We start from the raw sequence: 22,761 nt of genomic DNA, 5'->3' as shown, positions 1-22,761 counted from the left end.
GGAGAAATGAATCATGGAAAAGAAAACGATCTATTTCTTGTGCACAGGGAACTCTTGCCGCAGTCAAATGGCTGAAGGATGGGCCAAAAAATATTTGGGTGATCAATGGAACGTATATAGCGCAGGCATTGAGGCCCATGGACTGAATCCTAATGCCGTTAAAGCCATGCAGGAAGTAGGCATCGACATTTCCGCACAAACGTCGGATATCATTAATATGGAACTGCTTAACAATGCCGATATGGTCGTCACTTTGTGCGGCGACGCTGCAGATCGCTGCCCGATGACCCCTCCGCATGTAAAACGCGAGCATTGGGGATTTGACGACCCGGCAAAAGCGCAAGGCACGGACGAAGAGAAATGGGCCGTGTTCCAAAGAGTACGCGATGAAGTTGGCGCGCGTATCAAACAGTTTGCCGAAACTGGCGAGTAATAAACAAAACAGCCGAGAGGACTCTCGGCTATTTTCTATGGGAAAGGAAGCGTGCTTTTTCATGAGAAATATGGAAATCTATGATCCGGCGATGTGTTGCTCAACGGGAGTTTGCGGCCCTGGTGTAGATCCTGAGTTGATCCGCATTTCCATCGCGGTAAACAATTTGAACAAAAAAGGATTTACCGTGACTCGTTATAATTTGGCAAGTGAACCTGCAGCTTTTGTGGCTAACTCGTTGGTGGAGCAGTTGCTTTCCGACAAAGGTCCGGATGTGTTACCGATTGTCATCGTGGACGGACAAGTGGTTAAGGAACGAAACTATCCAAGCAATGAAGAGTTGTGTGCTTGGACGGGACTATCCGAAGATGAACTCATCAAGAAACCAAAGGTTCGTCTGGAAATCAAAGTACAACCGTAAAGGAAAGAAGGATTTGAAGATGCCAACTCGGTTTGATCCACTGTCGATACCACTAACTCCTTACCTGTTCTTTACTGGTAAAGGCGGGGTAGGGAAAACTTCGACGGCTTGCGCAACGGCTATTTCTTTAGCCGATTCCGGTAAGCGGGTGTTATTGGTCGGCACGGACCCAGCTTCGAATTTGCAGGACGTATTTGGCATGGCGTTTACGAATCATCCTGTCCAAGTAGATGGAGTGGATAACCTGTATGCCGCAAATTTGGATCCCGAAACCGCGGCAGCGGAATACAAAGCGTCCATGGTCGATCCGTATCGGGGTAAACTGCCCGACACGGTGATTGCAACGATGGAGGAGCAGTTATCGGGTGCTTGTACTGTTGAAATTGCTGCCTTTAATGAATTTTCGGCTCTGTTGACGGATCAAGAGCTTAAGGATCGATTCGATTATATTCTGTTTGATACTGCACCGACGGGCCATACGTTGCGGCTGCTGCAGCTTCCCACGGCCTGGAGCGGATTTCTTAATGAGAGCACACATGGTGCTTCTTGTTTAGGCCCGCTTGCCGGCTTGCAAAATCAAAAGAAAGTTTATGAGCAAGCGGTCCAAACTTTAACGGATGAGAAACAAACCATGCTGGTGATCGTCACCAGACCGGACGAATCCCCGCTTACCGAGGCAGCCCGGGCGTCTGTTGAATTAAAAGGGATCGGTATTCATCACCAGAATCTCGTGATCAACGGTGTTCTGAATCAATATAAACCGGGCGACCCCGTATCTAAAGGGGTTTACGAAAGACAGTTGAAAGCGATGGAGCGAATTCCGCCGGTGATCCAAGCGCTTCCGACTTACCAAATTCCTATGGCTCCTTTTAATGTAACCGGGCTGCAAAATTTACGCGATTTCTTTGAGCCCAATGTCTCAGAAACGGTTCCAGGGGTACATCAAAAGATATCTATACCGTCCTTTCAAAAACTCATTCAAGACTTGGATTCGGCCGGAACCCGCGTGGTCTTCACCATGGGAAAAGGCGGGGTAGGCAAAACGACGGTCGCTTCAGCGATTGCCGTCGGGCTGGCTGAACGTGGTCACCGGGTGCATCTGAGTACGACAGATCCTGCCGCACATCTTGATTTTGTCATTCAGGAGTCTGAATATATCACGGTGAGCCGGATTGATCCCAAGGTGGAAGTGCAAAAATACCAGGAGGAAATCATTGATCAAAACAAGGATTTGCTTGATGAGGATGGACTCGCATACTTGGAAGAGGATTTAAGGTCACCGTGCACGGAGGAAATCGCGGTTTTCAGAGCCTTTGCTGAATTGGTAGACCGAAGCGGGGAGGAAATCGTGGTGATCGATACAGCTCCAACCGGTCATACCTTGTTGCTGCTCGATGCCACTCAGGAATATCATAAGGAAATTGAGCGTTCATCCGGTCAGATACCGCCATCCGTTCAAAAGTTGTTACCTCGTTTGAGGGATTCGAAAGAAACCAGTGTGGTCATCGTCACTTTGGCTGAAGCTACTCCTTATTATGAGGCCGTTCGATTGAATGATGATTTGAAACGCGCCGGCATACCGACAAAATGGTGGGTCATTAATCAAAGCTTTGCCGCTGTTGGAACGACTGACCCTGTCCTGCAAAGTCGCGCACGGTCCGAACAATCCTGGATCCAGGAAATTAATGAAACGTCAAACCACCATACGGTGATTATTCCATGGGAGCCTGAGGAAATTAAAGGGTATACGCAGTTGAAAAAACTGATTGCGGAGCCTACTTAGCTGGATGAGGAATCTAATTAGATTGGAAAGGTTGATATGTCATGGTTATTACAGATGGAGCCAAAAGTTATATTGAAGAAATGATGAAGGAAGCCGGAGTCACGACGCTGCGATTTGTTCTTGCTAGCGGTTGCTGCGGTCCGAGCTTTCAATTGGCGCTCGAAAACGCTCAGGAAACGGATATTGTAAAAAGCATCAATAATATTGAGGTAGCGATCGATCCTCAAGTTGAAGAATTGGTAAGCCAAGTGACATTGGATCTTGAACAAGATGAAGAAGGTGCAGGCTTAGTGATTAGCGGCGGAAGCAACTGCTGCTAAGCTTGATATATGGAGAGGAGAGAAAACATGGCTCATTACCATGAACTGGTTAAAGGCAAAGTATTTATTGGTGGAATTGATGGATTGCAGGAAGCGCTGCGGAATGAGGACATTACCGATGTGTATGACTTAAGGGATGATGGTAAGGAGCCAAATGATTTTCCAAAAAGTGTTATGCGGCATCATTATCCTATTGTCGAAGATACATGCGGACAAGAAACTTCGATCGCAGAAGCCATTCAAGCGATTAAACAAGGATTGGACCATGATCAGAAAGTGTATTTTCATTGCTCAGGCGGCCGCAATCGGACAGGGACTGTAGCTACCGGATTGATGCTTGAACTCGGCCAAGCATCCAGTGTTGCAGAAGCAGAAAGCTTGGTCAAGTCCATTCGTTCTGAAATTGCGATAAAACCGGAAATGCGTGATGCTCTTAGAACGTTATACCCGAATCGGAACTAATCATTCAATAAAAGAAGCCTGATATATTGGAGGCTTCTTTTTTTGTTAAAAGATACTCATACAAAATAAAATAAAAGTTGCATATTGCAAATTTATGAAGTATATATAATACATAGTCCCTACACTTATTAAGCGAGTATTTTGGACTTATCGCAATAATGAAGAGGTATTTTTATCTATTTTAAGTTGTAGAATGCAAATATAATGGAGGTGCTTTACATCATGGATGTACTGGACACGATCGTGATTGGAGGAGGTCAGGCGGGGTTGGCCACAGGATATCATTTGCAAAAGAAAAGGCTACGTTTTCTGATACTAGAGGCAAATAACCAAGCAACCGGTTCATGGCCGCACTATTATGACAGCCTAAAATTATTCTCGCCAGCTCGATTTTCATCCATGCCCGGGATGAAGTTCCCCGGAGATCCAAATCATTACCCTGCCAGAGATGAAGTTATTCGTTATCTGCAGAGTTATCAGAAGGAATTTCAGTTACCGATAAGAACGAATCAACGCGTGGAATCGGTTAAAAAGGATGAGCATGGATTTACCATACAAACAACTTCAGGAGATACGTTTCAAGCTCGTACTATCATTAATGCAAACGGCTCATTTCATAATCCGTACAAGCCGGTAATACCTGGTCAGGAGATGTTTCGAGGACGAACACTTCACTCCTCGGAATACCAAAATCCGGGCTCATTTCGAAATCAGCGAGTAGTCGTGGTAGGACGAGGGAATTCGGCGGTACAAATTGGTGTTGAACTGGCTGAGGTGAGTAAAACGTCTCTCGCTGTTTTGCAGCCGGTTCAATTTATGAATCAAAAGGTTTGGGGGAAGGATATTCATTTTTGGGTTAGAATTATTGGTTTTGATACTTTCCCATTTTGGAGATTCGGGAAATCGGCACCAAGTTCAAGTGCGGTGAACGATACGGGACGGTATAAGGAGCGTATCCTTGCAGGAAAACCAGATCAACAGCCGATGTTTACCTCTTTTTATGAAGATGGAGTTGTATGGCCAAACGGGACAAAAGAACCGGTGGATTCAGTCATCTTCGCGACAGGTTATCGGCCGCGATTCCCCTACCTACGAGCGATAGGCGCTCTGGATGGAGAAGGAAGGCCAATCCATAAAGCCGGTATCAGTAAGATCCCTGGACTTTATTATGTGGGACTCGAGGGACAACGCTCTTTCTCTTCCGCAACATTAAGAGGAGTCGGACCGGATGCGAAGTTTGTTGTGAAACGGCTTTCGCATCATCTTAACAGTCGATAAACAATATATTTGAAAAACACAAGTAGTATAAAGTATAAATAAAATTGAGGTGAGTGGAATGGAAAACGTTCGAGAACTATTTCAAATCATGACACGCCGTTTTGGTTTTTTGAATAAAAACTGTTGTTCAGCTGGTGGTTGCGACATAACTTTAGTTCAAAGTCACATTCTTTACGAAATAGATCGTCAGCATAATCCGTCCATTCAGCAAGTAGCGGAAGCTTTAGGTACGGATATTACGACATTTAGTCGTCAAATACAAACGTTAATTAAAATGAATCTTGTAAAGAAGACTCCCGATCCAGGGGATCGAAGAATTTTTGTTCTTTCACTTACAACAGAAGGTAAATACGTAGCTGCTACCATTGATCAACAAATGAATGACTATTTGAATGAAATTTTTTCGCAGATGAGCGATTTTGAAAAAGATACTGTAATTCACTCTATTAAGTTGTTGAATGAAGCAATGTTGAAATCCAACAAATGTTGTTCCGTCCCAATCGGGTGACCGGTTATGAATCCGAACTACCTGCGATAAAAATAATATTTATAATATGGCTAAATAAGTAGTGGAGGGAATATGATGCTCTTAACTCGTCTCGTTTCCAGTGAAGACTGGGAAGCCATTAAATCTATCTATGAAGAAGCCATAATGACAGGTAACGCAACCTTCGAAATGAACGCACCTTCTAAAGAACAGTGGTACTCCAGCCATGACCTGGAGTGCAGTATTGTTTGTCTTGACGGTGACAAGATCGTCGGATGGGCAGCATTGAGCCCTGTATCCTCAAGATGTGTGTATTCGGGTGTCGGAGAGAATAGTATCTATGTCAAGCAGGATGCACGCGGTAAAGGCGTGGGGAATATTCTTCTTGGTCGATTGATAGAAATCGCCGAAGATAGAGGGTTCTGGACTATTCAAACCGGAATATTTCCTGAAAATTCGGCAAGTTTAGCTCTTCATTTGAAGCATGGTTTTCGTAAGGTAGGTCGTCGGGAAAAGATCGGCAAAATGAATGGTGTTTGGAGAGATGTTCTATTTATGGAGAGACGAAGCGAAGTTGTGGGGATAAATTAATAAAAAAAGCTCTATTCACGTCTCGCATCAAATCCCCAGTGCCGTTTGATGACGTTAAGATTCAATAAAGTTACGTTGCAGTAGTGCTTATCGAGACCATCACGATATTAAATCAATTATTTTTGATTTAATCTTGATTTTACCAGCTCTGCATGCTACGATTTATTCATCAAGAAATTTTGATGAATGGAGGTTCGTCCGATGATGAACCATTACGTGATGGAACAACTGATGAAATTTCAGCAAAAAGAAATCGAAGAGCGGGCGCGACAGGCGTGGAAGTGGTTGGATACCAATAGCCTTAAGGGAAGTAAAAACAATTCGACGTCGGTGGTCTTGCAGCCGATCGCGGCTTGTTGCGCCGCTTGCTGCTAAGGAGAGGTAGAGGGCATGATGATACAACTTCCCATCCTTGAACAAGACGGAGAGACGATCGATTTTGCCAAGTTTGAAGCCAAATTCAAAGCGCTCGCGGATCAAAAGCGTCTGCAAATTATGTATGAACTTACACAAAAGGGCAGCATATGCGTGTGTGATCTAGTAGAAATCGTGGATATGCCGCAATCTAAATTGTCGTATCACTTGAAAATCTTGCTTGATGCCGGCTTGATCTTCCGAGAAATGAAAGGAACTTGGAGCTATTATGAGTTAAATCACGCGGAGGTTAACCGACTGCTATCTCCCGAGTTGTGCTGTATATTCCGCAAACTGGACGATTCAAGCGGATGCTGTTCATAAGCCCACATGGTGGGTTTTTAATCCGTACATTTAATCAAAAAAAATTGATATATTAAAAAAGGAGCGATGTTCCATGAGCCAAGTAAAGAATGATGATGTACGCCAGCATGTACGAAACCGATACAAGCAAATTGCGATCCAAAGCAATTCCAATGCAAGTTGTTGCCAGGCTAGCACATCGGCATCCGGATACTCCGGTACGGCCGATGAAGTTTCAGCGAAATTGGGGTATTCCAATGAAGAACTATCAGCGGCTCCGGAAGGGGCAAACCTTGGTCTAGGCTGCGGGAATCCTCAAGCGATCGCATCGCTTCAGCCTGGGGAAGTCGTTCTGGATTTGGGAAGCGGAGCAGGCTTTGATTGTTTTCTGGCTACCCGGCAAGTGGGAGAGACCGGCAAAGTTTACGGTGTTGATATGACACCAGAGATGGTAAGCCGTGCCCGCAACAATGCGCAAAAGAACGGCTACCGGAATGTTGAATTCCGGCTTGGCGAAATCGAGCATCTCCCGATAGCTGATAACTCGATCGATGTCATCATCTCTAATTGTGTCATAAATCTTTCTCCCGATAAGGAGCAAGTCTTTCGTGAAGCTTTCCGGGTATTAAAACCAGGAGGGCGCTTAGCCATCTCGGATATCGTGACGACAGCGGAATTACCGGCAGAGATCCGGGGTGATCTTGATTCATTAGCAAACTGCATATCCGGCGCGTCCACCGTGGCTGAAGTCAGGGAAATGCTTCAATCGAGCGGATTTAACGATATTGTTGTTGAGCCGAAAGATGAGTCCCGCGAATTCATTCAGGACTGGGTTCCTGGGGCGAGCATGGAGGATTACATTCAATCGGCCGTTATCAAAGCTGTTAAACTTTAAGTAGGATTAAGAAACTGCACAAAAGCCATGAATAGCACCTTCAACCACGTTGGCAGGTGCTATTTTTGTTTGATATTCTTATGCATATACCCCATGGGGGTTCCAGGAAAATATACAACCTTTTGTAAAAAGGTTGTACAAAAAGAGTCGCCTTACCGAAACGTGACCTTCCCCGTACAATAAGGTCAAGCGCGCGCCCATTCATGAATTTGAAGGGAGCAAAAATGATGGGGAAGCACGAAGTCGTTAATGCGGGGCAGTCTTTCAGGGAAGTTTCTCTTTCCGAGACGGATAAACCGAATTTGCCGGCGCAATGTCAATCAAACAAGCCTGAAAAGCGGAGTGGAGCCAGCTATTCGCAAGCCTTTTACGCCCAATTGATGCGTCACGATTGGTATGGTAGAGTTCGTCATCGTATCCGGCAACGGGGGTGGGGGCAGTGAGCCGACCGATCCCGTTCACTCGCGTCGAAAACTGGTTATTCACTTTACCGGTTTGGAAATCGCAGTTGGAGTCCATGCGGGAACAGTTGTCACGTATCCCGGGGCTTACACAAAAATTCGATTTGGTCCCGATCTACGGCAAGGGTCAAAAAAACGAAGCAATATTAAACGAGATAATCCGCCGTTTACAATTGCAAAATGTAGAAATCCCTTTAATGGAACTGAGGATTGATGTGCTGGAAGCCGCGATTCACTCCTTGCAAGAGGAAGATCAGCAATTTGTGGAAGAGCGTTACATGCGCCGTCTGCCTTCCATGCTTGTCATGGAAAAGCTGGGCTTAACGCACCGCATGTTCTATAAGCGGCGGAAACGATTGCTCAGTCACATTTACCGCTTTGTAGGCGGAGAGGCTTCCATTTTATTCGTGGATGATAAAGAAGCGAATTCGGATGTGGATTCATCGGACGATTCCGCGGAATAAGGTCAGGTCAATCGAAGGTCACAAAATGATTAGGAACCTTGTTCTCCTTGAATTATGGTAGCGGTTGGCAATCCGGTGGTAAGTTCAATACTGGTGCTCTTCAGACGAACGGTTAGGCTTTCCGCTTGTGGTGGATCAGGGCTCTGTCGTCCGTTGGAACTTGCTAAATGATTGCCATGAGTCGGGTCAATCTTCACCCGATTTGCCTATTTTCTCAGAAAGAGTTAAACTCACTAGAATTAACATATTATATAACTTATCACTATCTAGATGTTTTTATGAAATATATTCTATATTTGGATAATGACATAGAATATTCGAAATAATTGTATTTATGTTATAACAAAACTTGATATATTGGGATATAATGGAATTGTTACAAAATAATAATTGATCGCTGGCCAGCCTTCAAAAAATGGGAGGGTTTCGAATCTAAATGAAGAAGATATTCTCGTCTGCTTTGTTTTGTATTATGCTCGTAGTATCTATTGCGACAAGCGCATATGGTATGGGTGAAACCACTCAAGTTGCCGGTACAGTTTATGAAGAGCAAGTGGCTGGTAAAGAGGCAAAGATAACAACAGTACCATTACAAGAAATGCTTCCTGCCCAATTTCAGGAAGATGGAGTTGTCCTGCAACGTGATGCAAACGGCAACTTCCATGCAACTATTCCTTTAGTAAAACCTAATAGCTCAATTACCGCTAGTGATGTTGTCTTTGGAGGATTAACTATGAGTTTGTACAACTATGTTGGTACAAACAAATATGAATTGTTTTATACGATGGTTGTAACAGGTGATTGGTTGAAAGGGTTAAAAGGGAATTTTACTGTTACAAATACTTCTGTACTTTCACCTGCCACATACCTCGATAAAGATGTAAATTCAACTTTTACGGCAACAAGACTACGTACAGCAAAAGTTGGTGACGATTTTGTTATACCTTCAGATGTTGAAAAGGTTCGAGTAAGGGCCAGTGATTTAACGGTCTCCTTTTTAGAGACAGACCCTTTATCGCCCGCACCTCTATCTATTATTTTTGAAACTGCTAATGCTAATTAATTAGGGAGGACTTGGGTGAATTAACTACTAAGTAGTTAGTTCACCTATTTCCATTTTTAAAGAAAATGGTGAGGATATGAAAAAGATTAGTTTTAACGAAATGAAAGAAAACCACACTTCCTTTTTTTCTCCAAACCAGCTCGTTGTTCGTAAACTGCCTGTTATTTCAACGACTGATGAAGAGCAAATAAGAGAAATCCTGATCAACATGATCAATATTCAAGGGATTCTGGCTAGGCATTATTTTTATCAAAGAGAACTAGGAAGCTCCAGTATAGAAGATTACTCCTTCTTTATCACTAATAAAGTGGATGATGAAGCTTTAATGTTTAGCATGATTTTTGATTCTGTTACTGTAACAAAGACCAAATACGGGGAACCATGCGGTCTTCAAGTTAATGACGCCAAAGATATAGCTTATAAAGTTTTTGAAAGAATGATTAAAGAAAAACTGGTTAACAATGAAATTGGCCACTTTATTCTAGGTAGAAAATTTCAGAATGATTATCGCCAGCTAGGGTGTTTTGAAATAGAAGGTGATGAAAGGGAGGTTATTGAAAATGAGTTTTTTACCTATTTGATCAAGAGTTCATCTTTGTCCACGGCTGTATATCCTGCATATCTCGATGTTAGTGGTTTGAAAATGGGAGAAATAGAAAAAGACCAGCTAATAATTCAGTTAGCAAATCAAGTTAGTAAACTCTATTTAATGGTTTATGATTATGAAAATACGGAAGGGGTTCCTTTCTTTCGAAAAGAATTAAGATGGTTTATTTGAGTCGGATAAGTGAGTCAATATCATAATTCGACTCGAGTAGAGGGCTAAAGCTACCAAAAATCAAAGGTCAATCCAAGGTCACAAAATGATCAGGAAAAGGGACAAGACAAGGTCACGTAATCCTGTTAATCTGATAGTGTCAAAAAGGTGTGGACAGGCTCCCGGGCATCCCGGACGGCCTGTCTTTTTCATTTTCAGGGCTGATCGGGCTCACCGGTCGTTCCTGAAGGGAAAGGAGTGATGGATCCATCCAATATCTCGACAATTGAGGAGCGGAAGATCGAGGGGAGGGGAGCAGCGATGCTCTCTTTTTTATTTCCAAGCTGGTGCGAGCCCGGCCAAGGTCAGCACAAGCGAACGCTATGGTTCGAAATTCAATCCTCCCTTAATGCCACGCCTATGGAGTTTGCCAATGCAACGCGATTTGCCCGGCATATCAGCGGACTTGGGCTTCCCCGATTCCAGCGTCTTCGGTATGGACAACTCTATTTTCGTTTCCTGATCCAGTGTGCAGGACCTGCTGGACGGGTACGGATCTACGTTTCTGTCCCCGACATTCGCTGGATGGGATTTCGTACCGGGTTCCACACACAGGTGTACGGAATGTATTTGCTTCCGGTCGAGACACCCGTGTTTACCGCTGGTTCGGGCAAAAACGTGATCGTTGCCGAAGGCCGTCCGGCGTATAAGGGCGCTCTTTCCGTTGCAAGTATCCATCCGACCGGCAAAGATCCGCTGAACGAAATGATCGCCGCGATGGGTGCAGGCGAACTGGCGGAAGGTGAGGAGGTGTGGCTGGAGCTGGCATTTGCGCCAGCGGGCAAGCGGCTCCTTCAGCGCCGTGTCCGCAGAGCCGAGAACTGGCTGCGTTCCCCGGCCAATGAGCCGGTGTCCATACAGTCCATTTGGCGGGAGATGAACACGAACCAAAAGGCTAAATCACGGCCGCGGGAATTGACCGCCTACCAGCAAAACGTGATGCGGACGCTGCAAAGCAAACAGGATGAGGATGAAATCGGGCTGTGGACCGGATTTCGCGTGCTGATTCGTTCCTCTTCGGCCAAAGCGCGACTGCAAACGATGAACGATATGCTGCAATCGATGCGAAGCGGTAATGGCATCGTCCTGCGGCCGGTAAAAGGCAAAAAGCAGGTATTCGCACCGGGAACGCCATCCAAGCAGTTATTGCTCGCTTCGGAGGAACTGGGCTACTGGCTGCGCATTCCTGCTTTTGGCGATCCGGCCGCCGCGCATATGGAGAAGATGCATGCAAAAATTGTACCGGCTCCCACTGGGCTCGACCACGGCCTCTACATCGGGAAAAGCAACGTACCGGGCCAGGAACGGGAACTTCGTATGCCGCTGGGTCAAATGCTCAAGCATGCGTTTCTCGCCGGCACGACCGGTTCCGGGAAAACGTCTACGCTGCTCTCGATCATGACCCGTATGGTTGAAGATCTGGAGCGGAAGTCGGACCAAGCGCCCGGTTTTACGTTTCTCGACCCGCACGGCGGGGCAATTGAAACGTTGCTGAGTTATATCCCGAAAAAGTTGTATCCGAAGCTGCACCTGATTCCGCTCGGGGCTACCGAACGACCGCGCGGCTTCAACTTGTTTCAAGACGCGCATGCGGATGTACGGGAGTCGTTGACCGGGGAGTTTGTGACCACCTTGCAGCAATTGTTCCCGGGTTCGCGCCCGCGGGCGGAGCATTATTTACGGAATGCCGTGTTGAGTCTGTTATCGGTGCCGCCGCAAACGATACTGGGCATTATGGATATTTTCTATAACGAGAACTACCGGAGAAAATTGCTGCCGAAACTCGACGTGCATCTGCGCCATTTTTGGTTGGACGAGTTCGCGCAAATCAAAAATCTGGGCGATCATCTCGGTCCCATCATGAACAAGCTTGGTGCCTTAACGACGTACCCGACCGCGCGGCGGATGCTGGGGCAAGAGCGCAGCAGCATCGACACCCGGCGGGCGATGGACGAGGGCCATATCGTGCTCATCGACGGCAGCGGCTGCGTCCCGGATTTACTGAAGATTCTGGCCAGCCTGTTTTTCATAGATTATCATTTCACCTGCCGCAAGCGGCCACAGCACAAGTCCAAAGCGCATTTTTTCTTTGCCGACGAAGTCCATTTGTTTGCGACGGACATTTTAACGAAAATACTGGCCGAAGACCGCAAGTTCGGCTTGTCGCTCTTTCTGGCCACCCAGTATTTGACCCAATTATCCGATCGCATTCTGGAGGCGATTCTCGGCAATGTCGGAACGCTAATGTTGCTGCAACTCGGCGGGCCGGACGCGGACAAATTGTCGCGTTGGCTGAAACCCCAGGTGACAAATACCGATTTGATGAACCTGGCCGAGCTGCACGCCATTGTGCGCACGAAAGGACACGAAGGGCGTCTTGAGCTGTTTACGGTGAAAAACGAGATCGTGCCTATGAAGCACGAAGCCTGGATTCGGGAAGCGTGGGCGCATTCGGACAAACAGGATGGCCGATCGATTGAGACGGTCGAGCGGGAAATGAACATCGGAGAAGGACCGCAGTCCCCGCTTAACGGTTGGCGGCGCGACGATCCGGAGTAAGGCTCATGCCTAATAAAGTCAGAGATCAAGACTGAGATCAAGACTGAGATCAAGTCTGAGATAAAGATGGAGATAACCGGTTAGATGGAAACATCGCCGCAAGACCGCAACCGACGCATGAGCCGGCGGTCGTGCTGAACCGGACTTACTCTCATCTGCGCGGAAAGGAGAGAGACATGTACGAAGCGGCAAAAAAGGAGCTGCTTGCACTGGTTTACCGATACGGACCGATGACCGCCAAACAGGCGGCGATCGTTCTGAATTACCGGTTGCCTACGCTTTACGCGATGGCCAGTCAATTGAACCGGCAAGGGTTAATTCGCAGCATTCCACTTCCCTTCCTTCGGCTCAACCATGTAGGATACGGTCTGACCGCCCAAGGGGCGAAAACCGCCGCGCTGCTTGCCGGCGAAGAAGACGGTTTCCGTTCCAAAGCTTGGGAGAAGCTGCCGATGCAACTGGAGCATGTGTACGGCACCAACGCCTTTTTTGTTTCTCTCATTGAGCACAGTTTGCACCATAAAGGTGAAGGTATAACGGAGTGGCAGTCGACCCGGGAAGCCGCGGAACAATACGCTCATTTCAAAGAGTCCGGCAAAAAAACGATGCTGCTGCGTCCGGACGGATTATGCACCTATGTGCTTCCGGGACGGGGACGGCTTGTGCTGCATGTGGAGTACGATACCGGCAGCGAAAACCAATGGAAGCTACAGGACAAGTTGTGGCTGTATGGACGGGTGTTGTCCTCTGCGTGGCGGTCCGTTGCGGCAGTGCATGTCATGTTCGTGACCAAGATCGAGTCGCGTCCGAAGCGTTTGTTGCGTCTTTGGGCTGCGCTCGGCGAAGGGCCGCTGCTTGGTCGTCCGTTGCCGAACGTCTGGGCAATCAGCGAGAGCGAATGGAAGCGAAAAGGCGTAGAGGAAGCACTTTGGTGGGGAGTGGGAGAGTCGCGCATCCGGTTGAAAGAGATGCCGCTGCTGCCGCCCGCAGAGGCAGATTTGCCGCTTCTCGGCAAACAGCCGCGTGAGCCGTCCCCGATTGCAGGGAGGTGAATGGACTTGGAATTTCGTTGGCTGCCGAAGCTGCTCCTGTGGAGCATGCTAATGTTTTCCTGTTTGGGGGCGGTTTCTACGCTGTTTCGCACGGAAACCGATCCAGTCCCCGCCTTGCTCACACGAACGGCCGAGCAGCAGATGGCGATCCAAACGGCGCTCGGGTTTGCCCGGGAATGGATGTTCTGGGACGGCGGGGAATTGCCGGAAGAGCGAGTGCAGCGGCTGCAGCCCTATGTCAATCCGGATGCGCTTGCCCGTGTCGCTGCCTTACAGGCCGAATCAAACACTCGAAGTCAACAGGTGATGGCATCGGAGTTTTTGACCATCGCCGCTAGCGGCGGATCGTCCTATCGGGTCCGGGTTCGCGTTATTGCCGCCAATCCGGAGCGGGTGATGTGGGAGGTTGAAGTGCCGGTTTGGGTTCAAGCAACAAAAGGAGCAGCGGTCACCGATCCGCCGATCATTCGATCATTACAGGAACCACCAGTTGTTCCGAAGATTCCGCAAGCAGCAGCGGCATCCGCCGCGGTGAAAGAGCGGATGCGTCCGGCCATGGAAAGTTTCCTGAAAGCGATATGCGAAAGCAAGGATGCTGGCAGCCTGCTCAATTATGTAACGGCAGACGCCAAAATGGTTCCGCTAAACGGCCGGTTGCGTTTTGTAGCGTTAGATCGTTTGGAAGCGACCGGAGAAGGACCTTATGACGTTAAGGTTTCATTTACCGTCGAGGACGCATCGACCGGCTTTCGTTTGGCGCAGGTGTGGCGAATGAAGGTAACGGAAGAAAATCAAAAGTTTTTTGTGGCGGCTATGCAGTAATAACTTACCGAAATCCGAGCCATCAACATGATCGCGTGGACCACGATTCATTGGTTAGACCTGGAGGTGAGGGATATGGATGGGGATTTTGTCCAAACCGGTTTGCTCGTGTTGAAACGATTGCTGCAGGCGATTTTCTTGACGATCGCTATCTACCGTGGTGTGAAAATGTACGCCAACGGAGAAACGAATCGGCTTTGGTCGCACATTATGCTTTCAATCATCCTTGGTATTTTTGTTTTTGCACCCGGCATCGCCAAATATTTAGCTTTCTATGTACTCAAAACGCTGGGCATTTCGGTAGACGGGCTGACGGATACGACGGGGGGCTGACACGATGAACGAGCAGGAGAAAGCGGAATCGTATCGTGCCTTATATCGGGTTCGTCCGCTCATCTACCATATTGGGGATATAAGGTTATGGATGCCGATCCGGCAAGATGGCGTCGTCATGTGGCTTGTCTTCCTTATCGTCTTTTTCATTTTTTGTTACATCTTGCCCGTACTTACAGTGCTTCCGTTCGATCGGGTGATCACAATGACGGTCGGTCCGGTCGCCGCGGCTTATTATACGGTCAAACTGGATCCGGCGGGCAAAACGGTGCCCCGCTATTTGCGGGACATTGTTCATTTTCTGGTTCGGCCCAAATGGGTGGTCCGTTGGCAGGCGGTCCGCCAACCTGGCGGTACCCATCGGGTTCGGTTTATCGGGTACTGCCGTCCTTATGAACGGCTGCCGCTTCAACAAGGAGGCGAGGAGTGGTGCGGCCGCAAGGGAGTGTTGGTTGGAACGGTGGAAGGTTTTCGGGTTCTCTTCCTTCCCGCACTTGTACGCATGCGCTGGGTGGTAAGATCAGGCCGCTTGTCGATCATGCCGCTCAAACGGCAGCCGAAACAGGCCATTGTACCGCCTGCCTGGCTCGAGGGACATCGTGTGTTGTACGGGACCACCCCGCTCCAATTGGAGCGGGAGTTCAAAGAGAATGGCAAAGAACAATGGAAGGCTCAAGTAAGAGCCGACATCCATGCGAGGTGAAACCGGATATGGGGAATTGGCGTCATCATGTGTCGATCGGCATCGATGATATTTTGGAGGACGAGTCGATAAGTGTGGAGCAAAAAGGGCGGATGATTGCGGATCGGCTCAGCCGTGAAGTCTGTTTCCGTTCGTTCCCGTATGTAGCGAGTTTTCGCACGGCGCAGACAGCGGACGAACTGGATCAATGGCTCGAGCGCATGTACGATTTTGCCGACCGTCACCGCATCTGGATCCGGTAAGTGCCCTCCTTTTATGACAGGAGGTGAAGTAAGTTGAAATGCCCCGTGTTGTACTGGGAGCAAAACCTGCTGTTCGATTCGCTTCTGAAACCGTGGGCGGTGTATCGCATACCGCTGAAGCCGTATGCCTACCAGTCTGCGGAGAAAAAGCGCGGCACGGTCAGCCAGATGCAGCAGTTTTTGCATAGCTATCATGGCTATGGACAGTTGTTGTCGGTAACCCGGATGATGGATGCCGAACACTGGCGACGGCGGCGAATAGGGCAGGGCGTGGAGCACGAACGATATGTGAAGGCGGTCATGCAACGGTTTGACGCACGTCGACCGTGGCAGCGATCGCTTTATTTGATTGTGCAGCTTTCCGACGTGCAAAAACAGTTTCCCGAAGTTGATTTGTCCGGGTTTCGAAAAACGGGCCAAACGTTAAAGGAACTGGCCGCCGCTTTTCTGAGCCAAATTCAGGAGCAGTTCTGGTACCGTCAGCGCGGCGAACTGGAGGAAGAGCGCCTGCATATGGCCAAATCCGCTGAGAGCCTGCAGTTTAATCACGTTTACCATCATTTAAACGGCGAACGATGCGGTCCGCAAGAAATTGAATGGTTGCTTCGCCGGGGCTTCTTCCGAGGACTTTCCCAGGAGCCGGAACTGATCTTGACGCCGGAAGCGATGCGTGAAGTGCGGGTAAGAGGCGACAGAGTGCTGCTCCGCCCGAAAAAATCGCTGCCGATTTTGCTCGCTTCCGATTTGGTCAGTGAAGAGAAGATGAAGACGCTGGTTGTCCATCATGACGATCAGGACGAAGAAAGCTTAAGAAGTTATCAAGCGTTCTTTTCGGTTGTCGATGTGCCGGAAGAGATTTTGGCAATTGGCGACGAGTGGCTGTATGCGCTCGAGGACCTGCCGTTTCCCGCCGAAGTCAGCCTACACTTTCAGGTGCAAACGCCGCACGAGGCGGCCGGCGGTCTGCAGCGCAACCGGAAGGTGCTGAAAGACCAGCGCCGGGAATATGCCGAAGCGTCCGAAGAGACGCCGATCACGTTGGAATGGGCAGGCAAACGCGGACGTGTGTTGGAGAACAAATTGCAAAAAGGGATGCCGCTCGTCTGGTCTTCCGCATGGCTTAATGTGTCGGGAGGCTCTCGTAAGGAACTGGAGGAGCGCGCAGCGCAGTTGCTGCAGCTGTACGCGACCAAGCAAATTCGCATCGTTCGTTCTCCGGCGGATCAGGCGCGGGCGTTTCAACTTTTTTTGCCAGGAGCGGCGATGGACAAGCAAAACCGCATCCCGATGGACCCGAAGTTTTTGGCGGTGGGCATGCTGCACGGATCCCGGGAAATCGGCGATCCGGACGGGGACTATATCGGACGGACATTGCACAGTATCCCGGTGCTGCTCGACCTGAAGCGTCCGATGTCCAAGGAATTGAACCGTTCCGGGGCAATCGTCATCGTCGGTACGCTCGGCTCGGGAAAGTCGGTGTTGAAGAAGACGTTGTTCTATCACGGGTACAATCAAGGCGGCATCGTCTTTTCCATCGACCCCAAGGATGAGGATAGCTGTTTTGCGCTCATCCCGGATATTCAAAAAAACATGGTGCGGCTCAACTTTTCGGCGGAATCGACAACAAAATTCAATCCGTTCCGAATGTCGAAAAGCGAAGAACGTGCGCACAGCATCGTGTTGGATTTCCTCAGCCTGCTGTTGGAGGGCACTCGGAACGACGAGCGGGCCGACGCCATTATGGAGGCCGTGGAGCGTACGTTCGAGCAAGACAAGAGGGACTTACATGTCTTCATACGGGAAATGGAGCGGATTGCGAACGATTCGCCGGTTGATGCGATCCGGGTGGAAGCGCGGCGCTGTGTGAACCGGCTGTTGTCCTATTCGCGAAGTCCGTTCGGCAAATTTATTTTCGCCCATGACGGGGAAGAAAACGCGAATATGAGCGGCGCGCGGTTTATCGTCATCACGCTTGCCGGGTTACCTTTGCCGAAGAAACGAACCGAACGGCTGCAGCAGGCGTTGACGCCGAACGAGCGGTTCGGCATTGGTATCATGTATTTGGTTGCGGCACTAGGGCGTGAATATATGTTTTACCGTCCAAGCGATCAACTTAAAATCTTCGGTATTGATGAGAGCTGGATACTCCGCGCCTTTCCGGAAGGCGCGTTGCTTATCGATGAAATCATCCGGATGGGTCGTTCCTTTCAGGTCGTGCCCTTACTTGCGACCCAAAACCCCGGCGATGTGGCGGACGAGGAGACGAGAAATAATCTCGGCTCCATTTTTTGTTTCCGGACGGAAGATCCGCGTGCGATTGCGGATAATTTGACGCTGCTCGGTTTGGATCGGGGGGACGAGGACATGATCCAGGCATTCCGGGAGCTTAAAGCCGGCGATTGCTATATGAAGGATATTACAGGTCGAATCGGACGGGTGCATATTGAGCCGACGCCGGATGATTTGCTCACCATTTTTAATACAACGCCGAAAGCCGGCGAAATGGAAGGGAGGGAGAACCGTTGAGACGACGATGCTGCATTGGGCTATTGACGGTGCTGCTCATTGCTGGCCTGATTGTGTTTCTGAGCTCCATTCCTGCCTATGCCGATGCACCCGAGGATATGTTCGATCAACTGCTGCCCGGCGAACGCGAAATGGGCATCGAACCGGGAGATCGAACATTAGATTACCGCCAGTATCCGGTCGACAGCTATATCTGGGACTTAGGTTACGATTTGATTGAGTGGTCCGGATGGAAAATGAAGCTGAATGATCCTTTTTCGTTGCTGCTCAACTGGATAGCAAACGGACTGTTTATGCTCAATGCGTTCATTACGCGATTGTGTATTTTTCTTATGCAACTGGGGTTTCATACGGATTTGGTCAATGAACAATTGTCGCTGATTTTGCCGGTGATGGACGGCATGCGCACCGGACTGTTCAGCAAGTTTTTACCGTGGGCGCTTGTGCTGCTGGCTGCCTGGATGGTGAAAGTGGGCTACTGGAACAACCAGACGACAAGATTGACGTCCGGCGTAATCGGCTCGATTGTCGTGCTGGTCGGCAGTTACTGGTTTTTCACCAACGCGGGACAAAGCATTCGCGCGGTATCACAAACGCTGGACCAACTGACGCAGGTGACGATGGGGGCGCTTGCCGCACCGTATCAGCGTGTGACCGGGGAGGAGCTGAAGGCGGGACTTGCCGGCGCAGCGGACCAGCAACTGTTGGCCACATCCAACCGGCTTTGGCAGCTGTTTGTTGACCGTCCCTGGTTGATCGGTCAATTCAATCGTCAGGACTCGGACGACGTTCGCATGACTGCCGAGGAAGTCGAAGCCGTTCAGGACCTGGCGGAAGAAGAAGAGGTGACGATCGATGCACAGGTCGGGGATGAATGGGCGCACTTGATGCGTCAGTATGCACCTGGTATGGATCAACGGAACATTTTGCGGAAAGTCATGGGCGACGAAAACGTGGATCATGGCGACCATGCGGATACGGCGCTCTTATTTATGGGCGGTTCGGCGGCCATCCGGTGTTTGGTTGCGATACTTGCCCTTGTCGCTACGCTGACCCTGCTGCTTTTTGTCGGAACCGTATCTTTCATTCTGGTCTTGGCACAGGAAATGGCGCTGGCCATTCTCATCCTCGCACCGGTGGTGTTGCTCCTCGGCTTGTTTCCGGAGCGCGGCTTTGCTTTTGTCCGCCGTTGGGTAGGTTGGCTGATCGGGACGCTTGGCACGAAAGTGATTTACGGCTTCTATATGGGGTTCACGCTGCTTGTCGCCGATGTGGTGGCGCGCGGCTCCGGCATTTTGATCCTGCAGCAAATCTTTGTGGCGCTACTCTTTTTCTGCGCCTTCCTGTTCCGCAAAAAGATATTAAAACAAATGCTTAGTATCTTCCAGGCCCCAACACCGCATGAGATGTATGACGTTTCAAAACGCGAGATTGTTTACCATGTTGGAGAAGTGAAGCAATCGTGGAAAAAAACCAAGGATCGCGCCAAAAAAATCATAAAAAAATTGAAATAAAGGAAAGGGGAGCGGACGATGGAACGACTGGCCGATTGGTTGAAGCGGGAGCTGAAGCTGGATACGGTTCGTTATGGAACGGCAAACGCATGGGCATTTGCTCAGAGGAAACGTACAAGGGCGGGACATTGATCTATTGGTCATATCCTCAGGCCATGTATGGGTGAAGCATCCAACTGCTCGCTCTTGGAGCACTACGGGGATTTACGTACCCGAGCGGGTTGGATTTTGAAAGGAGGAAGACCGTATGCGTACGGATTTTGACCCGGTGAAGATGGAACGGCTCACCCGCCGAGATGCGATGATTCGCTTTGTCGTGGAGGATTTGGAGAAGCGAGGGCATAGCCGAAAAAAGGCCTTGGAGCTTGCATTTAATGGCTATGTGCTCGACGATTCGGCCATGATCCGAGAGTACGAGAAAGATTAATCTAACTATGTGCCAAAGGTGAAACGGATGGAAACGGGGAGCTTACTTAGAAAGCGAGTCATCTGGTGGATCGTCGGCAGCTTGGGCGTGACCGGCGTCGCGGCCCTATTGCTTGGTTTCATTCTTGTTTTTGCTTTGCTCGGGTCGCTGGTCACGACATCGGATGCCTCGAAAATGGCGGGCATTGAGGTACCGGACACTCCCGAATTCGATATTCCTTTATTCCTGCTGCCAATTTACATCCAGGCCGAACAAGAGCACGCCTCCTGGGCGCGGCTTGCGGCCATTCATCAGGTGACAACCGATTTTGGGGTGAAGAAAGCCAAACGAAGCGACACGATCGGAGCCTTAGGATTTCCGCGTTCATTGTGGGAGGGTTATCGCGTGGATGGGGACAGCGACGGGAAGATCGATCCGGATAATCCCTACGATGCGATTTTTTCATTGGCAAATTATTTGCAATTGACCGCCCAGAACCCGGATGAAGCGCTCGCTGTTTGGTTCGGAAGCAGCGAAGAGGTGGCGTTGGTGTATCGGAAAGAAGAGGAATATGCGGCCATGCTGTCCAGATCGGGAACGTGGCTATGGCCGGTGGCAGGGTACACGACGATTTCCAGTCCATTTGGTTATCGGGTAGATCCGGTTACGGGAGAGCAGGGAGCATTTCATGCAGGAGTCGATATTCCCGCGCCGCGGGGTACACCGGTGTTAGCCGTGCAAAGCGGAACGGTGACGCAAGTCATCCGCGGCAGCACCGGATACGGCAACGCGATTCTGTTGCAACATGCAAACGGTTTGGTCAGTTTGTATGGGCATTTGACGGACATTGGCGTACGTCAACGGCAACAGGTGCTGCAAGGCGAAGTGATTGGATGGGTGGGCAGTACGGGAAAATCAACCGGTCCTCACCTACATTTGGAAATTCGGGTGAACAGGCAAAAAGTGGATCCACTACCTTACTTCCGGCAATTGGATGAGCCATGAATAAAGAAAGAAGGGGATGACGTGCGAAACATTGAGATCTATGTGATTGAAATGCGTGGTGTGATTCAGATCATCGGTTTGCTGCCGGGCGTCAATTTGTTTGATCTTGGATGCCGGAAAGAGCGGCAACAGGCGGTCCGGCACGCGCTGGATCTGGCACAGTTGCTCGAGGTTCCGGATTATCGGCTGCATATTTTTGGTCAAACGGCAACCACGTTGCTGGCAACAGGCATGGAGGCGTTGCTTTCCTCTGGTTAAAGCCGGGAAGGATCGATGTTTGGTGAATATTGAAGGGAGCGTGAAGCTGTGCTGAAAAGTCCCATCAGGTGGCAAGGCGGCAAATACAGGCTGCGTGAAGATATTATCCAGCGCTTTCCACCGCATGTCGTTTATGCGGAAGTATTCGGGGGCGGGGGCTGGGTGCTCTTTGGCAAGGAACGATCCAAAGTGGAAGTTTATTCCGATATCAACGCGGAACTGGTCAATTTTTTTCGGGTGATTCAAGAAGATTGGGAAGGGCTTGCCCAACGGTTTGAGTGGGCACTCTATGCCCGTGATGAATTTGAACGTATCATGAAACGACGGGATCAGGAACGCGACCCGGTTACCCGAGCGTATGATTTTTACTACCGTGTCTACTCGCATTTTGGCGGGAAGTACAACGACGCCGACGATTGGGGGTACACACGAAGCAAGCCGGCATACGATATGTCCAACGTCAAACAAAAATTTAAAGTTGCTCATGAACGGCTGATTGGTGTTTATATCGAAAACCGATCTTTTGAAGAGGTACTCGCCCGGTACGATTCGGCGGATACCTTTTTTTATTGCGATCCCCCTTACTTGGGACTCTCCGGCTATCTGTACAAATTCGACGAATCCGATCACCGGAAGCTACGTGAGCTCTTGGGCGGCATTAAGGGCAAATTTTTGCTGAGTATTAACGACCATCCGACCATTCGGGAGTGGTACGCCCCTTTTGTAATTGAGGGCGTTGAAACCCGCTATTCCATTGCGAAGCAAACGAAAGGACGGCAGCCTGTGAAGGAACTGTTCATTATGAACTATACGCCTAATTTGCAAACGGAGGGATGAACTTGAGAGTTGATGTCCGCGTTTTTAATCGATACCGTAAGCAACCTTTTCTTCCTCATTACGAGATGAATGCGGAAAGACCGCACGAGACTTACGTTTCCGCACCCGTTTTTGTGATTACCGAACAACGACTGGAGAATATCATTGCCCTGGAATCGGATGAACTGATCCGGCAGCATTGCCGTGAGCCTATTCTTATCTTTACAGATCGTAAACGGGTACTTGCCGTTGACCCTCAGGGGTACGATTACGCCCGCTATGTTTGTGTCATCGACTATCGTACCGTGGAATCAATTCTTAAACGGATATAAT

At 49.2% G+C, this 22,761-nt stretch carries 27 protein-coding genes; all 27 read left to right on the top strand.

Translation table 11 applies throughout. The features are described from left to right. Window positions 1-13: 13 nt before the first annotated feature. The 27 genes from arsC (at window position 14) to U9M73_RS11625 (ending at window position 22,760) form a co-directional block, all read left to right on the top strand. On the top strand, window positions 14-433 hold the full coding sequence (arsC, locus tag U9M73_RS11755; protein ID WP_127575638.1) for an arsenate reductase (thioredoxin): 420 nt from the start codon (window positions 14-16) through the stop codon (window positions 431-433). A gap of 61 nt (window positions 434-494) precedes the next feature. Continuing rightward, window positions 495-854, top strand: a complete 360-nt coding sequence (gene arsD / locus U9M73_RS11750) for an arsenite efflux transporter metallochaperone ArsD (protein WP_127575637.1) — start codon at window positions 495-497, stop codon at window positions 852-854. 19 nt (window positions 855-873) lie between these two features. Further along, entirely contained in the window at window positions 874-2,637 is a 1,764-nt protein-coding gene (gene arsA / locus U9M73_RS11745) for an arsenical pump-driving ATPase (RefSeq protein WP_127575636.1), read from the top strand. Between the two features lie 41 nt (window positions 2,638-2,678). After that, entirely contained in the window at window positions 2,679-2,957 is a 279-nt protein-coding gene (locus U9M73_RS11740) for an iron-sulfur cluster biosynthesis family protein (RefSeq protein WP_127575635.1), read from the top strand. Window positions 2,958-2,984: 27 nt separating this feature from the next. Next, complete coding sequence (locus U9M73_RS11735; RefSeq protein WP_127575634.1) at window positions 2,985-3,419, top strand: protein-tyrosine phosphatase family protein; 435 nt, start codon at window positions 2,985-2,987, stop codon at window positions 3,417-3,419. 219 nt (window positions 3,420-3,638) lie between these two features. Then, window positions 3,639-4,697: a flavin-containing monooxygenase gene (locus U9M73_RS11730; RefSeq protein WP_127575692.1), complete on the top strand. Its 1,059-nt coding sequence runs from the start codon at window positions 3,639-3,641 to the stop codon at window positions 4,695-4,697. Between the two features lie 58 nt (window positions 4,698-4,755). After that, window positions 4,756-5,205 carry a MarR family winged helix-turn-helix transcriptional regulator gene (locus U9M73_RS11725; protein ID WP_127575633.1) on the top strand — a complete coding sequence of 150 codons (450 nt, stop codon included), beginning with the start codon at window positions 4,756-4,758 and terminating at the stop codon, window positions 5,203-5,205. A gap of 72 nt (window positions 5,206-5,277) precedes the next feature. Beyond that, the gene (locus tag U9M73_RS11720) at window positions 5,278-5,775 is read left to right on the top strand and encodes a GNAT family N-acetyltransferase (RefSeq protein ID WP_371859502.1); all 498 of its coding nucleotides are present in this window, start codon (window positions 5,278-5,280) and stop codon (window positions 5,773-5,775) included. Window positions 5,776-5,976: 201 nt separating this feature from the next. Continuing rightward, window positions 5,977-6,150, top strand: a complete 174-nt coding sequence (locus U9M73_RS11715; protein ID WP_164744107.1) for a hypothetical protein — start codon at window positions 5,977-5,979, stop codon at window positions 6,148-6,150. A gap of 18 nt (window positions 6,151-6,168) precedes the next feature. Then, window positions 6,169-6,513 carry an ArsR/SmtB family transcription factor gene (locus tag U9M73_RS11710; RefSeq protein ID WP_127575691.1) on the top strand — a complete coding sequence of 115 codons (345 nt, stop codon included), beginning with the start codon at window positions 6,169-6,171 and terminating at the stop codon, window positions 6,511-6,513. Window positions 6,514-6,586: 73 nt separating this feature from the next. Next, window positions 6,587-7,387, top strand: coding sequence for an arsenite methyltransferase (locus tag U9M73_RS11705; protein WP_127575631.1), 801 nt, complete (start codon window positions 6,587-6,589; stop codon window positions 7,385-7,387). Between the two features lie 517 nt (window positions 7,388-7,904). Then, complete coding sequence (locus U9M73_RS11700; RefSeq protein WP_275693635.1) at window positions 7,905-8,312, top strand: hypothetical protein; 408 nt, start codon at window positions 7,905-7,907, stop codon at window positions 8,310-8,312. A 436-nt stretch (window positions 8,313-8,748) separates the two neighbouring features. After that, entirely contained in the window at window positions 8,749-9,375 is a 627-nt protein-coding gene (locus U9M73_RS11695; RefSeq protein WP_127575629.1) for a hypothetical protein, read from the top strand. A gap of 76 nt (window positions 9,376-9,451) precedes the next feature. After that, window positions 9,452-10,153, top strand: a complete 702-nt coding sequence (locus U9M73_RS11690) for a hypothetical protein (protein ID WP_127575628.1) — start codon at window positions 9,452-9,454, stop codon at window positions 10,151-10,153. Window positions 10,154-10,393: 240 nt separating this feature from the next. Beyond that, window positions 10,394-12,751 (top strand): type IV secretory system conjugative DNA transfer family protein, encoded by a 2,358-nt coding sequence (locus U9M73_RS11685; RefSeq protein WP_323077405.1) that lies wholly within the window; start codon window positions 10,394-10,396, stop codon window positions 12,749-12,751. 176 nt (window positions 12,752-12,927) lie between these two features. Then, on the top strand, window positions 12,928-13,803 hold the full coding sequence (locus U9M73_RS11680) for a replication-relaxation family protein (RefSeq protein ID WP_323077404.1): 876 nt from the start codon (window positions 12,928-12,930) through the stop codon (window positions 13,801-13,803). Further along, window positions 13,804-14,625, top strand: coding sequence for a conjugal transfer protein (locus tag U9M73_RS11675; RefSeq protein WP_323077403.1), 822 nt, complete (start codon window positions 13,804-13,806; stop codon window positions 14,623-14,625). 75 nt (window positions 14,626-14,700) lie between these two features. Continuing rightward, window positions 14,701-14,958 (top strand): hypothetical protein, encoded by a 258-nt coding sequence (locus U9M73_RS11670; RefSeq protein ID WP_036646570.1) that lies wholly within the window; start codon window positions 14,701-14,703, stop codon window positions 14,956-14,958. A 4-nt stretch (window positions 14,959-14,962) separates the two neighbouring features. Beyond that, window positions 14,963-15,661 (top strand): TcpE family conjugal transfer membrane protein, encoded by a 699-nt coding sequence (locus U9M73_RS11665; RefSeq protein ID WP_323077400.1) that lies wholly within the window; start codon window positions 14,963-14,965, stop codon window positions 15,659-15,661. A gap of 8 nt (window positions 15,662-15,669) precedes the next feature. Beyond that, entirely contained in the window at window positions 15,670-15,903 is a 234-nt protein-coding gene (locus tag U9M73_RS11660; protein WP_323077399.1) for a hypothetical protein, read from the top strand. Between the two features lie 33 nt (window positions 15,904-15,936). Continuing rightward, a complete protein-coding gene (locus U9M73_RS11655; protein ID WP_323077397.1) occupies window positions 15,937-18,429 on the top strand; it encodes an ATP-binding protein in 2,493 nt (830 codons plus the stop codon). Further along, a complete protein-coding gene (locus U9M73_RS11650) occupies window positions 18,426-19,943 on the top strand; it encodes a hypothetical protein (RefSeq protein WP_323077396.1) in 1,518 nt (505 codons plus the stop codon). The genes U9M73_RS11655 and U9M73_RS11650 overlap by 4 nt, the downstream gene beginning before the upstream one ends. Before the next feature lie 247 nt (window positions 19,944-20,190). Next, a complete protein-coding gene (locus U9M73_RS11645) occupies window positions 20,191-20,370 on the top strand; it encodes a hypothetical protein (RefSeq protein ID WP_323077394.1) in 180 nt (59 codons plus the stop codon). 27 nt (window positions 20,371-20,397) lie between these two features. After that, window positions 20,398-21,354: a M23 family metallopeptidase gene (locus U9M73_RS11640; RefSeq protein ID WP_323077393.1), complete on the top strand. Its 957-nt coding sequence runs from the start codon at window positions 20,398-20,400 to the stop codon at window positions 21,352-21,354. 21 nt (window positions 21,355-21,375) lie between these two features. Next, complete coding sequence (locus U9M73_RS11635) at window positions 21,376-21,612, top strand: hypothetical protein (protein WP_009226896.1); 237 nt, start codon at window positions 21,376-21,378, stop codon at window positions 21,610-21,612. Window positions 21,613-21,660: 48 nt separating this feature from the next. Then, entirely contained in the window at window positions 21,661-22,449 is a 789-nt protein-coding gene (locus U9M73_RS11630) for a DNA adenine methylase (protein ID WP_323077392.1), read from the top strand. Further along, window positions 22,446-22,760, top strand: coding sequence for a hypothetical protein (locus U9M73_RS11625; RefSeq protein ID WP_009226898.1), 315 nt, complete (start codon window positions 22,446-22,448; stop codon window positions 22,758-22,760). The genes U9M73_RS11630 and U9M73_RS11625 overlap by 4 nt, the downstream gene beginning before the upstream one ends. The last annotated feature ends 1 nt before the right edge of the window (window position 22,761 follow it).

The organism is Paenibacillus phoenicis (genome assembly GCF_034718895.1).
In the GTDB taxonomy this organism is placed as follows: Bacteria; Bacillota; Bacilli; order Paenibacillales; family Paenibacillaceae; genus Fontibacillus; species Fontibacillus phoenicis.
Note: the sequence above shows the minus strand (reverse complement) of the source record. Positions and strands in the feature narration are given on the sequence as shown.